The organism is Streptomyces sp. NPDC002845 (assembly GCF_053591955.1).
Genome location: NZ_JBSFUU010000002.1, coordinates 1 through 13,574, shown reverse-complemented (window position 1 = coordinate 13,574; position 13,574 = coordinate 1). Strand labels below are relative to the sequence as shown.

11 protein-coding genes are annotated in these 13,574 nt (G+C 68.5%); all 11 read right to left on the bottom strand.

The genetic code is table 11. The annotated features are described in order from the left end of the window. Nucleotides 1-3 precede the first annotated feature (3 nt). Nucleotides 4-873 (bottom strand): radical SAM protein, encoded by an 870-nt coding sequence (locus ACWD3C_RS01330; protein WP_451138800.1) that lies wholly within the window; start codon nt 871-873, stop codon nt 4-6. A gap of 59 nt (nt 874-932) precedes the next feature. Then, nucleotides 933-1,022: a DUF7848 domain-containing protein gene (locus ACWD3C_RS01325; protein WP_451139208.1), complete on the bottom strand. Its 90-nt coding sequence runs from the start codon at nt 1,020-1,022 to the stop codon at nt 933-935. A gap of 61 nt (nt 1,023-1,083) precedes the next feature. Further along, nucleotides 1,084-1,350, bottom strand: a complete 267-nt coding sequence (locus ACWD3C_RS01320; RefSeq protein ID WP_451138798.1) for a hypothetical protein — start codon at nt 1,348-1,350, stop codon at nt 1,084-1,086. Between the two features lie 78 nt (nt 1,351-1,428). Further along, a complete protein-coding gene (locus ACWD3C_RS01315) occupies nt 1,429-2,610 on the bottom strand; it encodes a helix-turn-helix domain-containing protein (RefSeq protein ID WP_451138796.1) in 1,182 nt (393 codons plus the stop codon). Nucleotides 2,611-2,816: 206 nt separating this feature from the next. Then, nucleotides 2,817-4,757: a TIGR03960 family B12-binding radical SAM protein gene (locus ACWD3C_RS01310; protein ID WP_451138794.1), complete on the bottom strand. Its 1,941-nt coding sequence runs from the start codon at nt 4,755-4,757 to the stop codon at nt 2,817-2,819. 217 nt (nt 4,758-4,974) lie between these two features. Then, nucleotides 4,975-6,492: a CYTH and CHAD domain-containing protein gene (locus ACWD3C_RS01305; RefSeq protein ID WP_451138792.1), complete on the bottom strand. Its 1,518-nt coding sequence runs from the start codon at nt 6,490-6,492 to the stop codon at nt 4,975-4,977. A 135-nt stretch (nt 6,493-6,627) separates the two neighbouring features. Further along, entirely contained in the window at nt 6,628-7,827 is a 1,200-nt protein-coding gene (gene rodA, locus ACWD3C_RS01300) for a rod shape-determining protein RodA (RefSeq protein WP_451138790.1), read from the bottom strand. Continuing rightward, complete coding sequence (gene mrdA, locus ACWD3C_RS01295) at nt 7,824-10,148, bottom strand: penicillin-binding protein 2 (RefSeq protein WP_451138788.1); 2,325 nt, start codon at nt 10,146-10,148, stop codon at nt 7,824-7,826. The genes rodA and mrdA overlap by 4 nt, the downstream gene beginning before the upstream one ends. 149 nt (nt 10,149-10,297) lie before the next feature. Beyond that, nucleotides 10,298-10,954 (bottom strand): rod shape-determining protein MreD, encoded by a 657-nt coding sequence (mreD, locus tag ACWD3C_RS01290; RefSeq protein WP_451138786.1) that lies wholly within the window; start codon nt 10,952-10,954, stop codon nt 10,298-10,300. 13 nt (nt 10,955-10,967) lie between these two features. Beyond that, complete coding sequence (mreC, locus tag ACWD3C_RS01285) at nt 10,968-11,936, bottom strand: rod shape-determining protein MreC (protein ID WP_451138785.1); 969 nt, start codon at nt 11,934-11,936, stop codon at nt 10,968-10,970. 234 nt (nt 11,937-12,170) lie between these two features. Next, a complete protein-coding gene (locus tag ACWD3C_RS01280; RefSeq protein WP_004931372.1) occupies nt 12,171-13,190 on the bottom strand; it encodes a rod shape-determining protein in 1,020 nt (339 codons plus the stop codon). Nucleotides 13,191-13,574: the final 384 nt, after the last annotated feature.

Below are 13,574 nucleotides of genomic sequence, written 5' to 3'. Positions count from 1 at the left end.
CTCCTAGTCGTACGCGAGGTCACACGCTTCGGTGTTCGCCGGATCGCAGTCGCCCGAGTCGTCCGGCGTGCAGGCACCGCGCGAGCGGGGCGGGATACCGGCAAGCATCTGCGACCATTCGGGACTTCCCAGGATGTCAGCCAACCGCCGCTCCCGGACGTTGCCCGTGGGCAGGAACCGCGACAGCACGCACCCGGACAGGTTCCCGTTCGGCAGCACGGCAGCCCGCCCGCGCCCGCAGTTCCCGCACAGCTCGTCCACGGTCGGTGTCCGGCCCGGCAGAGCAGCGCGCCCGACCGCCCGTACACGATCGGTGTTGATCTGTGTCACGCCCATGGACAGCAGTTCCTCACGTGCTTCGGCAGCATGCTGGCCCGGGAGGACCGCGACGATTCCGGCGCGCACGGGGATGCCCCGACGGACAGCCTCGCGGATATTGCACCGGGTCCGCATGTAGCTGCCCGATCGCCCCGTGATCCTGTCGTGTTCCGCCGGGTCGTTGCTGTAGTAGCTCGTCCCCAGCGTCACGTCGTCCCGCTGGAACACCTCCCACCACTCGTCCCGCACATGGAACAGATTGCTGTAGACCTGCACCCGCAGCCCAAGGGAAAGTGCAAGATCCGTGTACTCGATCCAGTGCGGGTTGACCGTCGGCTCACCGCCGATGAGCTGGACCTGAGGAATCTCCAGCGCCGCCGCGTCGACGATCACCGCCCGCCAGTCCGCCGGAGTCATGGCGCCGTGGGTCGCTTGCGGGTGGGACTCGGAAAAGCAGTGCTGACAGGCGAGTTGGCACTTGCCGCTGATCTCCAGTTCAAGCATGTTGATCCCTGCGAAGGATTTCGAGATCGGGACGTCAATGAGTGTGGTCACGGGCTGCACTCCTCCGACTGTTGGACTGCCTGGCGTTGTGCTCGTCTGGCGAACTGGCATCACGCCCTCCGCCAGGCGCGGTATGGCCGCGTGATGTTTTCCCGGTAGGTGTGGTGCGACGGGTGCCGACCGAATGCTCCAGCACCCAGTCCTGCGGCTCGGCGAAGTTCTCACTCGGGGGCGACGTCTCACCGTCCATCGAGTGCACGCTCACAGCGACTGCTGAATGCGCTCCCACAGCGCACGCCCCGATCGTTCGTTGGCGGCCTTGACACCCGCGCTGAGCCGCTCTTCCGATGTCGCCGGCCGGACCAACGCCGGATCGGCCTCCCACTCACGACCACCGCCCACCGGGCGCAGCATGGAGTACGGGCCGACTATGTCCTGGAACTCGCCGACCCTGCGCGTCGCCGGGTCGTAGACGAGGGCTCCAGCCTCAGGTACCGCCGTCTCTGCCGCTCTGCCTTGAGTCGCCATACCGATAACGCTAGGTAGCAGTACGGACACGCCTCAATGGCACTTTGGCGAGGTGCCAGCGCGAAGTGCCACACGGCGTCACAGCGGTACGCCGATAGCGTCGGCAAGGCTCCGCATCTCCGGGGTAAGCGTGCGCCGACGTGCGATCACCCGGCCGAAGATGTCCCGCGCGTACCGCTGGTTGGGCAGCCACTGGGGGGCGTCTGCGCGGATGCCTTGCAGCACCTCGACCGTCTTCGCGTAATCGTGCGAGCGGGCATGGGCCTCCGCCACGTCGAGGAGGTGACGGTTGCGGTTGTTGGAGGCGGGCCGCATGCCTCCGGTCGGGATGCGCGCCGAGAGCTTGAGCACCAGGTCCGGCTTGTCGACGATCATGGCGTTCTCCGCACGTTTCAGAGCCACCGTGACCGGACCGAAGGCTTGCAGGAAGTCACCACGCGGCGCGAACTCACGCCCCATCGCAACCGCTGCCGAGTTGGCGTACCGCAAGGCGTCTTCCGCCTCCCCGGGCCGGTTGTCGCGGATGGCCGCAGCAGAGGCACGCAGCAGCAGCCAGCCCCACGCACTCAGCTCCGCCGGAGTCGCCCGCGAAATACGCGGCTCTGCCTCATCGGCCCACCGGGTCGCCAGCTCCCGTGCCTCAGCCAGCCGCCCACGACGCAACAGCAGCCAGCACTGCGTGTTCACCGTCACCGCCGCCTGAAGCCGGTCCGAGGCATCCTCCAGAGACCGGGTCAGAGCAATGTCCGCCGCTTCGAACTGCCGCGTCTGCGTCAGCAGCCAGCCCGTCAACTGCGAGAGCCGAACACGCACCGCCCGCCCCTCAGCGCCGCTCTCGGCGACGAGATCCGCGTCCCGGAGCAACGGCGGCAGAACGACGCTCAGCTCCGCGAACCGGTCCCGGGAGAAGAGCGGAAGGGCGGACTCAACGGCCGTCCGTACACCATCCACGGTCGGCTCTTCACTCGGCCCATCCGCACCCACCGGAGCCACGAGCGCACGACGGACAGCCTCCCAGCGTTCTGAAGCCCCGGGCGCCGCGTCATTCCCGTCTTCGTATTCAGCGATGAGACTCGTCGTGGGCACACGCAACGCCCCCGCCAGTCGGCGCGCGGTCTCCAGCCGTGTGTCATCCCGCTCCCCCTGTCCCAGTTTCCGGATCAGAGACAGAGACACACCGGACTCGCTCGCCAGCTGACGCTGCGTCATGCCGCGCCGCTTGCGTACCTCCTGGAGCCGCTTGCCGATGTTGGTGCTCATGATTCGAGCCTACGGCGGCAGCCAGGGCCTGACGCAGCCTTCGCATTACGTCACTGCGCCATGCCCCCTCAGTCCCACTCAAATCTTCGAGTGAAGTCCTGACCAGTCCTCACCCTCAAGGAGCACCTCAGGAGACGACGACCTCATCCTCGCTATGTCGACCGCCACGATGCACCGCAACGTCACCTCTCAACGAAATGCCCGGATCAGCCGGTCGCCGCAGGCTTCTTCACCGTCAGCGGCAGCAACTTCTTGCCCGTCGGCCCGATTTGAATGGAAGTGTCCATCTGAGGACACACACCACAGTCGAAGCACGGCGTCCACCGGCAGTCCTCGACCTCCGTCTCGTCGAGGGCGTCCTGCCAGTCCTCCCAGAGCCAGTCCTTGTCGAGGCCGGAGTCGAGGTGGTCCCAGGGGAGGACTTCCTCGTAGGTGCGCTCGCGGGTCGTGTACCAGTCGACGTCGACGCCGAAGTCGGCGAGGGCCTTGTCGGCGCAGGCCATCCAGCGGTCGTACGAGAAGTGCTCGCGCCAGCCGTCGAAGCGGCCGCCGTCCTCGTAGACGGCACGGATGACGGCGCCGATGCGGCGGTCGCCGCGGGAGAGCAGGCCCTCGACGATGCCGGGCTTGCCGTCGTGGTAGCGGAAGCCGATGGAGCGGCCGTACTTCTTGTCGCCGCGGATCTTGTCGCGGAGCTTCTCCAGGCGGGCGTCCGTCTCCTTCGCCGAGAGTTGCGGGGCCCACTGGAAGGGGGTGTGGGGCTTGGGGACGAAGCCCCCGATCGAGACCGTGCAGCGGATGTCGTTGGAGCCGGAGACCTCGCGGCCCTTCTGGATCACGCGCGTCGCCATGTCAGCGATCTGGAGGACGTCGTCGTCCGTCTCCGTCGGCAGGCCGCACATGAAGTACAGCTTCACATGGCGCCAGCCGTTGCCGTAGGCGGTGGCGACCGTGCGGATCAGGTCCTCTTCCGAGACCATCTTGTTGATGACCTTACGGATGCGCTCCGAGCCGCCCTCGGGGGCGAAGGTCAGGCCCGAGCGGCGGCCGTTGCGCGTCAGCTCGTTGGCGAGGTCGATGTTGAAGGCGTCCACTCGGGTAGAGGGGAGGGAGAGGCCGATCTTGTCCTCCTCGTACCTGTCCGCCAGGCCCTTCGCGATGTCGCCAATCTCCGAGTGGTCCGCCGAGGAGAGGGACAGCAGGCCCACCTCCTCGAAGCCCGTCGCCTTCAGGCCCTGGTCGACCATGTCGCCGATGCCCGTGATCGAGCGCTCGCGCACCGGGCGCGTGATCATGCCCGCCTGGCAGAAGCGGCAGCCGCGCGTGCAGCCGCGGAAGATCTCGACCGACATGCGCTCGTGCACCGTCTCCGCCAGCGGGACCAGGGGCTGCTTGGGGTACGGCCACTCGTCGAGGTCCATGACCGTGTGCTTGGACACGCGCCACGGGACGCCTGAGCGGTTCGGGACAACTCGGCTGATGCGGCCGTCGGGGAGGTATTCGACGTCGTAGAAGGACGGGATGTAGACCGACCCCGTCTTCGCCAGGCGGAACAGGGCCTCTTCGCGGCCTCCCGGGCGGCCCTCCGCCTTCCAGGCGCGGATGATCTCCGTCATGTCCAGCACGGCCTGCTCGCCGTCGCCGATGATCGCCGCATCGATGAAGTCGGCGATCGGCTCGGGGTTGAAGGCCGCGTGGCCGCCGGCCAGGACGATCGGGTCGTCGATCGTGCGGTCGCGCGACTCCAGCGGGATGCCCGCCAGGTCCAGGGCGGTGAGCATGTTCGTGTAGCCAAGCTCCGTCGAGAACGACAGACCCAGGACGTCGAAGTCACGCACCGGACGGTGGCTGTCCACCGTGAACTGCGGGACGCCGTGCTCCCGCATCAGGGCCTCCAGGTCCGGCCACACGCTGTAGGTGCGCTCGGCGAGGACGCCCTCCTGCTCGTTCAGGACCTCGTAGAGGATCATGACGCCCTGGTTGGGCAGCCCGACCTCGTACGCGTCGGGGTACATGAGCGCCCAGCGGACATCACAGCTGTCCCAGTTCTTGACCGTGGAATTGAGCTCGCCGCCCACGTACTGAATCGGCTTCTGCACATGCGGGAGCAGGGCTTCGAGCTGTGGGAAAACCGACTCGACAGACATCGCGGGATTACCTTCATGAGCTGACAGGGGTGGCCCTCCAGCCTAACGCGCTCCGGGCCACCCCTTGCACGGCGATCACAGCAACCCCGCGTTGGCGGGGACCACGTATGCCTGGACACACGCCACGGCACTCCCGACGGACCACCCCCGCGTCGGCGGGGAAGCCGTGCATCAGATCAAACGACCAACGGCCCGCCAGGTCACGCCCTGAGTCCGCTCAGACCGCCATCGCGCCCTTCATCGTCTTCCAGGCCTCGGGCAACGTCGCCTCCGCGTCCGCCGCCCGCCGCTCCTCCCGCCCGTACAGCACCCCGTACGTGAACGAGCTCTCCCCCGCCGCGTGCGCCTGGGCCGCGATGTCGCGCAGGGCCTCGCGGGTCATCACGCTGTCCTGGTGGTCGCCGAGGAGGCCCTGGAGGGACTTCATGGAGCGGACCAGGTCCTTGGCCGGTCCGCCGAGGAGGGGCGTGGCCGCCTCCGCCGAGTACCGGGTGCGCTTGGCCTTCTTGCGGGCCTCGTGCATCGCGAGGTCGCGGTCGGGGCCGGGTGGACGGCCGACGGCCTGCTCGACCAGGGCCGACAGCTTGGCGAAGTCCCGTCCGACCGCCTTGCGGATCACCTCCTCCGGGTCGCCCGTGGCCGCCTTGAGCAGCGGCGGGTCCTCGACGAGGGTGTCCAGGGTCTCCAGCAGTTGCAGGTACCGCTTTCCGTCCAGTACGGCGATGAGCCGGCGCCGGGAGCCGGAGCCGCGGGCGTGGGACCAGGTGCGCAGCCGGGTGCGGACCGGGCCGGTCACCAGCGTCCTGGGGAGCTCGGAGAGCGCCTCCGTGAGCCGTTCGTCCAGCACCTCCTGATCCCGGTCGACGCCCAACTCCCCCGCCAGCCACTTCAGTTCCTCACCGATCGGGTCGGTGACGGCACGGTCCAGGATCTTGGCGTACGACCGGAAGGCGCTGCGCATCCGGCGGGTGGCCACGCGCATCTGGTGGACGGAGTCGGGCAGGTCACGGCGGACGGCGGGGTCGAGGGCGACGATCGCTTCGCGCTGGGCGCGGACGTAGGCGAGGACGTGGTCGCCGGGCGTGACCGGCGACGCCTTGGGTGCCTTGGGTCCCTTGGACGCCTTGCGCTTTTTCTTGGGCGCCGTCTCCGCCAGGGCCCTGGCCAGCTTCGAGGGTGACGCGGACGGTCGTACGCCCGCCTTGCGCAGCTTCTTCTCGGCCTTGTCCAGGAACGCCGGGTCCCCGCCGTCCGCGAGCTCCACCTCGATCTCGGACCACTGGGCGGTACGGCCCCCGTCGACGAGCCGTTCCGCCCGTACGGCGTCGACGCTGACCTCGGCGAGCAGGGTGCCGTCGGCGTCGAGCAGGTCGCTGACGTCCCGGGTCGAGCGGAGGCGGACGAGGGGGGCCAGCTCGGCGTCCCGGACCCGGGAACGGACGAGCCCTGCCAGGGTGCGGGGCACGGTGTCGGAGAGCGGGGCGCGGATCTCGTCCCGTACGCCGGAGGAGACGGGGAACTTCAGGTGCCAGCCGGCGTCGTCCCCTCCGGTACGGCGGCGCAGGGTGATGGCGGAGGCGGCGAGCCGTTCGTCGGGGGTGTCGTAATAGACGGCGTCCAGTTCGGCGACGCCCTTGTCGATGACGCTCGCGACCCCGGCCACCCCGGTCAGGTCCGGCAGCCCGCTTTCGTCGGACTCGTACTTCCGCTCGATCTCGCGCTTTGTGTCCGCCATGACCTGAATTTAGTCGCTCACGCGTTTCACCGGCAGACCCCAAAGCGACACAAGCCCGACATCATCCGTTCCCCCATGGTTAACCCGGGCGACGATTGACCCCGGCGACGCCCCACCCGCCCCCGAGCGGAGCGCTCACGCCGACATGGGCCGCTCGACCCGGATCGACTGCAGCAGCCCCACCGCCACCCACACGGCGAACATCGACGACCCCCCGTACGACACGAACGGCAGCGGCAGCCCCGCCACCGGCATGATCCCCAGGGTCATCCCGATGTTCTCGAAGGACTGGAAGGCGAACCAGGCGATGATCCCGGCGGCGACGATCGTGCCGTACAGCTCGGTCGTCTCCCGGGCGATCCGGCACGCCCGCCACAGCACGACGCCCAGCAGCACGATGATCAGCGCCGCGCCGACGAAGCCGAGTTCCTCCCCCGCCACCGTGAACACGAAGTCGGTCTGCTGCTCGGGCACGAACTGTCCCGTGGTCTGCGAGCCGTTGCCCAGTCCCGTCCCGAAGAGCCCGCCGGAACCGATCGCGATACGTGCCTGGTTGGTGTTGTAGCCCACGCCGGCCGGGTCGAGGTCGGGGTTGGCGAAGGCGGCGAAGCGGTTGATCTGGTACTCGTCGAGGATCTTGAGCTGCCACACCGCGATCGCGCCGATCGCACCCGTGCCGATCAGCCCCAGCACCCACCGGTTGGAGGCGCCGGAGGCGAGGAGCACGCCGAGCACGATGACGACCATGACCATGACCGAGCCGAGGTCGGGCATGAGCAGGACGATCAGTATCGGCACGGTGGCGAGGCCGAGGGACTGCATGACCGTGCGGTGGTCGGGGTACGGCTTGTCGCCCGCGTCGACCCGGGCGGCCAGGAGCATCGCCATGCCCAGGATGATCGTGATCTTCACGAACTCGGAGGGCTGGAGCGAGAAGCCGCCGCCGATGACGATCCACGCGTGGGCGCCGTTGATCGTGGCGCCCAGTGGGGTGAGGACGAGCAGGATCAGGAACACCGAGATGCCGTACAGGATCGGCACCGCCGTGCGCAGCGTGCGGTGGCCGAGCCAGACCGTGCCGACCATCAGGGCGAAGCCGATGCCGGTGTTGAGCAGGTGCCGGAACAGGAAGTAGTACGGGTCGCCCTGGTTGAGCGCGGTGCGGTTGCGGGTCGCCGAGTAGACGAGGGCCGCGCCGATGAGGGAGAGCGCGATGGCCGACAGCAGTATCGGCCAGTCGAGCCTGCGGGCCAGCGAGTCGCGGGCGAACAGCCGGGTCCAGCCGGAGCGTTCGGGCCCGTACCCGGAGACGGAGAAGGTCTTCGCGCCGGTCATACGGTGGTGTTCCTTCGGTTCCTTCGGTTCCTTCGGTTCCCTCGATTACTTCGGTTCCCTCGGCTACTTGGGTTCCTTCGCCTCTTGCCCCGGCGTGCCGAGCGCCTTCGGGTGTCGCGGTTGCCGGTGGCGGGCGTGGCGACGGTCGCGGCCGGGTCGCCGGCGGCCACCGTCCGCACGCCTTCCTCCTCGTCCGTCGCCTGTTCGGTCTCCTTCGGCGGGTACGCCTCGACCTTCGGCGCGTCGATCACGCCGTCGGACTCGATCTTCGGCAGGCCCTTCTGCGGGGTGGAGAGCAGGGCCTTCTTCTTGTCGATCGTGCCGTCCTCGGAGACGCCGTACAGCGCGTTGTAGAGCTTGCGTACGGCCGGGGCGGAGGCGCCGGAGCCCGTACCGCCCTGGGAGATGGTCATGACGATCGAGTAGTCCTTGGTGTACGTGGCGAACCACGAGGTGGTCTGCTTGCCGTAGACCTCGGCCGTACCCGTCTTGGCGTGCATCGGGATCTCGTCCTGCGGCCAGCCGGTGAACCGCCAGGCGGCCGTACCACGGGTGGCGACTCCCGCGAGGGCTTCGTCTATCTCGTCGCGGGTCTTCTTCGTCATCGGCAGCTTGCCGTGCGACTTCGGCTCGATCTCCGTCACCCGCTGCCCGTCGGGGCTGATGATCGCCTTGCCGACGGTGGGGTCGTAGAGGGTGCCGCCGTTGGAGATCGCCGCGTAGATGGTGGCCATCTGGATGGGGGTGACGAGGGTGTCGCCCTGGCCGATGGAGTAGTTGACGGAGTCACCGGCGCGCATCTGGTTGCCTTCGAGGCAGTTCTCGTACGCGATCTGCTCGGCGTATGTGCCGCCCCTCTTGCCGTACTTGCACCAGGCGTCCTTGTTGGCCTCCCAGTACTCCCGCTTCCACCGGCGGTCGGGGACGCGGCCGGTGACCTCGTTCGGGAGGTCGATGCCGGTCTCGGCGCCGAGGCCGAACTGGTGGGCGGTCTTGTAGAACCAGTCCGCCGTGTTCTTCTTCGGCTTGATGCCGCCGTCCCGCTTCCACTCCTCGTGGGAGAGCCGGTAGAAGACGGTGTCGCAGGAGACTTCCAGGGCGCGGCCGAGGCTGATCGGACCGTAGCTCTGGGACTCGAAGTTCTTGAAGACCTGGTTGCCGATCGAGTACGAACTGGAGCATTCGTAGGGGCCGTCGAAGGAGTAGCCGGCATTGACCGCGGCCGCGGTCGGGATCACCTTGAAGATGGAGCCGGGGGCCGACTGGCCCTGGATCGCCCGGTTCAGCAGGGGGTAGTTGGACTTCTTGCCGGTGAGCCTGGCGTAGTCCTTGGCGGAGATGCCGCCGACCCAGGCGTTCGGGTCGTACGTCGGGTTGGAGGCCATCGCGACGACACGGCCGGTCTTGGCCTCCATGACGACGACGGCGCCGGAGTCGGCCTTGTAGTTCTCGCCGGTGTTGTCGTCGAACTGCTTGCGGGCTTCCTTCATCGCCTCGTTGAGCTCGTACTCGGCGATGCGCTGCACCCGGGCGTCGATGCTGGTGACGAGGTTCGAGCCGGGCTCGGTGGGGTCGCTCTGGGCCTCGCCCATGACCCGGCCGAGGTTATCGACCTCGTAGCGGGTGACGCCGGCCTTGCCGCGCAGCTCCTTGTCGTACTGGCGTTCCAGTCCACTGCGGCCGACCTGGTCGGAGCGCAGATACGGCGAGTCGGTGTCCTGGGCCTGCTGGATCTCCTCGTCGGTGACGGGCGAGAGGTAGCCGAGCACCTGGCCGGTGTTGGCGCCGCCGGGGGCCGGGTAGCGGCGTACGGCCTGGGGCTCGGCGGTGATGCCGGGGAAGTCCTCGGAGCGCTCGCGGATCTGCAGGGCCTGGCGGGCGGTGGCCTCGTCGGTGATGGGGATCGGCTGGTACGGGGAGCCGTTCCAGCACGGCTGCGGGGTCTCGGAGTCGCAGAGGCGGACCTTGTCCATGACCTCCTGGGGCTTCATGCCCAGGACCCCGGCGAGCTTGGTGAGGACCGCCTTGCCGTCGTCCTTCATCTTCAGCAGGTCGGTGCGGGAGGCGGAGACGACCAGCCGGGTCTCGTTGTCGGCGATCGGCACGCCGCGCGCGTCGAGGATCGAGCCGCGTACGGCGGGCTGCACGACCTGCTGCACGTGGTTGCCGGACGCCTCCTTGGCGTAGGCCTCGCCCTCGCGGATCTGGAGGTACCAGAGGCGGCCGCCGAGGGTGAGCAGGAGGGAGACGACGAGGATCTGGATGATGACGAGCCGGATCTGTACCCGTGGGGTCCGTCCGGTCTCCGGGATGTTGGTCATGTTCCCCTCCCCTCAGTTCGTACGGCGTGCTGCGGTCGTACGGCGTGCCGCTGTCATACGGTGTCCTGCCGTCGCACGGTGTGCTGCTGTCAGCTGCCCTGCTGCCAACTGCCTTGCTGTCAACTGTCTCGCTGTCAACTGGCCCGCTCTCACAGCCGCTTGACCCCCTTGATGCGTCCCGCGCGGGCCATCCGCGACCGGGCCGCCTTCATCCGGAGCCCGCCGCGCTGGCTGCCGATGCGCAGCCCCGTGCCGGAGGAGACATCGGCAGCCTTGGTGGCGGAGTTGGTCTCGGCGAGCGGATCGTTCTCGGCGCGCCGGGCCAGGGCGATGATCCCGGGGACGACGAAGGGCGCGAGCAGCAGGTCGTACAGGGCGGCCGTGAACAGCAGGCTGCCGAGGCCGACATGGCGGGCGGCGGTGTCGCCGACGAGGGCGCCGACACCGGCGTACAGCAGGGTCGTGCCCACGGCGGCGGCGACCACGACGGCCATCGGCCCGGTGGCGGACCTCAACTGCCCGTTGTCGGGCTTCACCAGGCCGGCGAGGTAGCCCACGACGCACAGCACGAGCGCGTACCGCCCGGCCGCGTGATCGGCGGGTGGGGCGAGGTCGGCGAGCAGACCGGCGCCGAACCCGACGAGGGCGCCGCCGACATGGCCGTACACGAGCGCCAGGCCGAGGACGGTGAGGAGCACCAAGTCCGGTACGGCGCCCGGGAGATGGAGGCGGGAGAGGACGCTCACCTGGACCACCAGGGCGACGATCACGAGGGTGGCGGAGAGCAGCATCCGGTTGAAGCGCATGGGGTGTCAGCTCCTACTGCTCTTGCTCTTGGTTCTGCAGTTGCTGTTGCAGCTGTCCGTCGGCGGGCGCGAACGCGTCCGGGGTGACCGTCACCGTCACGGTTGGTGTGGGGGTCGGCTTCGGCTTGTCCGGCAGTACGGTGTCGCGCGGGTCCTTGCGGGGCGCCTGGACGACGACGCCGACGATGTCGAGCTTGGTGAAGCCGACGTACGGCGTGACGTAGACCGTGCGGGTGAGATCGCCGCCGGAGGGGTCGACGCGCGAGACGACGCCCACCGGTACGCCGGGCACGAACGGCTTGTCGGCCTGCGAGCCGAAGGTGACGAGCCGGTCGCCCTGCTTCACCTTGGCCTTGCCGTTGAGGAGCTCCACGCGCAGCGGGCGGTCGCCCTGCCCGGAGGCGAAGCCGAGTTCGTCGGTGGCCTCCATGCGCGTACCGACGGTGAAGTCGGGGTCGTTGGCGAGGAGCACGGTGGAGGTGTGGGGCCCGACGGTGGTGACGCGCCCGACGAGCCCGTCGCCGTTGAGGACGGTCATGTCGCGTGTGATCCCGTCGCTGGACCCGATGTCGATGGTGACGGTCCAGGAGAACCCCTGAGCGGCCCCTATGGCGATGACCTCGGCGCCCTTGATGCCGTACTGCCCGTTGGCGGCGGTCTTGAGCATCTTGTCGAGCTGGTTGATCCGGCTGCGGTTGCGGTCGTCGCTGCCGAGGCGCGCCTTCAGCGCCGCGTTCTCCTTCTCCAGTGTGGCGAGCCGGTCGTGGCGGTCGCCGGAGTCACGGACCGCGGAGATCGCGTTGCCGATGGGGTCGACCGCGGTCGCCACCCCGTCCTCGATCGGGCCGAAGACGGCGGCCGCGGCCTGTCGGGCACCGTCGACCGGTGAGTCCTCCCCGCCGCGGATGTCCACCGTGATCAGTGCGAACGCGATGGCGATCAGCAGCACCAGGAGCAGCCGGCTCTCTCGTGTGTCCCTCACGTGCGGCGGCCGTGCCTTCCTCGTCGGAATGGTCAGGAGTGGTCAGGAGTGGTCAGTTCGAAATACTCACATACTCAACAAGGAGTCCGCCCCGAGCGCGAGGCCCTCCGCGAGGCACTCACGGGTGTGAAGCGGGATGGTGAAGCGGGATGTCATGGGGGAGCCTATGCCTCCATGCCAACGATCCGCCGTACGAGAAGGGTTCGTCTCGTACGGCGGAATCGAAGCGTTACGTCATCTGCGGGGCTGGGCGTCGAGCACCTGCTGCAGCGCCTCGAACTCCTCGACACACTTGCCCGAGCCGAGCGCCACGCTGTCCAGCGGGTCCTCGGCGATGTGGATCGGCATACCGGTCTCACGGCGCAGCCGCTCGTCGAGACCGCGCAGCAGGGCTCCGCCGCCGGTCAGAACGATTCCGCGGTCCATGATGTCGCCGGAGAGCTCGGGCGGGCACTTGTCGAGGGTGGTTTTGACCGCGTCGACAATGGCGTTGACGGGTTCCTCGATGGCCTTGCGTACTTCGGCCGCGGAGATGACGACGGTCTTGGGCAGCCCGGAGACGAGGTCCCGGCCGCGGATTTCGGTGTGTTCGTCAGCGTCGAGGTCGTACGCCGAACCGATCGTGATCTTGATCTGCTCGGCCGTCCGCTCACCAAGAAGCAGGCTGTACTCCTTCTTGATGTGCTGGATGATCGCGTTGTCCAGCTCGTCGCCCGCGACGCGGATGGACTGTGCGGTGACGATGCCGCCCAGGGAGATGACCGCGACCTCCGTGGTGCCGCCGCCGATGTCCACCACCATGTTGCCCGTGGCCTCGTGGACCGGCAGGCCGGAGCCGATGGCCGCGGCCATGGGCTCCTCGATGATGTGCACCTGGCGGGCGCCGGCCTGGGACGACGCCTCAATGACGGCACGGCGTTCGACGCCGGTGATCCCGGAGGGCACACAGACGACGACCCGTGGGCGGGCGAGATACCTCCGCTTGTGGATCTTCAGGATGAAGTAGCGGAGCATCCGCTCGGTGATCTCGAAGTCGGCGATGACGCCGTCCTTGAGCGGACGTACGGCGACGATGTTGCCGGGCGTCCGACCGATCATCTTCTTTGCTTCCGCACCGACCGCGAGGATGCCACCGGTGTTGGTGTTGATCGCGACGACGGACGGCTCGTTGAGTACGATCCCGCGACCCCTGACGTACACCAGCGTGTTGGCGGTCCCGAGGTCGACAGCCATGTCACGGCCGATGAACGACATTGAGTTCCCCATCAGGATTCGTCTGGCCTTCCCAAGTGGAGCGTTGACGGCTTTTCGGGTTGGCGAAGTGGGTGCTGTGACGTGAAGGCTTACATCGTAGTCTCGCCCGCACGGACACTGCGCGAGGGTCTTCGCCATTGTCAGCAGATGGCGAGCCGCCTCGCTTGTGGAGACGGGCCATCGGGGGCACTCGTTCCCCCGATCGGCACGCATATGCCGCTGGGGCGGCGGAGTTCTCGGGAGGGGTGGGGGTCGACCGCGTGGTTTCCTCGCCCCCGCCGCCCCTACCCGTCCCATCCCCCAGGGGCTCCGCCCCTTCGACCCCGGCCCGTGGGGGCTCCGCCCCCTGGGCCCCGGGCTGAGGTGTGGGTGGGCAGTGTGCGG

Coding starts and splice junctions, on each gene's coding strand:
- ACWD3C_RS01320 (WP_451138798.1), bottom strand. CDS start 1,350: ATGGCGACTCAAGGCAGAGCGGCAGAGACGGCGGTACCTGAGGCTGGA.
- ACWD3C_RS01315 (WP_451138796.1), bottom strand. CDS start 2,610: ATGAGCACCAACATCGGCAAGCGGCTCCAGGAGGTACGCAAGCGGCGC.
- ACWD3C_RS01310 (WP_451138794.1), bottom strand. CDS start 4,757: ATGTCTGTCGAGTCGGTTTTCCCACAGCTCGAAGCCCTGCTCCCGCAT.
- ACWD3C_RS01305 (WP_451138792.1), bottom strand. CDS start 6,492: ATGGCGGACACAAAGCGCGAGATCGAGCGGAAGTACGAGTCCGACGAA.
- rodA (WP_451138790.1), bottom strand. CDS start 7,827: ATGACCGGCGCGAAGACCTTCTCCGTCTCCGGGTACGGGCCCGAACGC.
- mrdA (WP_451138788.1), bottom strand. CDS start 10,148: ATGACCAACATCCCGGAGACCGGACGGACCCCACGGGTACAGATCCGG.
- mreD (WP_451138786.1), bottom strand. CDS start 10,954: ATGCGCTTCAACCGGATGCTGCTCTCCGCCACCCTCGTGATCGTCGCC.
- ACWD3C_RS01280 (WP_004931372.1), bottom strand. CDS start 13,190: ATGTCGTTCATCGGCCGTGACATGGCTGTCGACCTCGGGACCGCCAAC.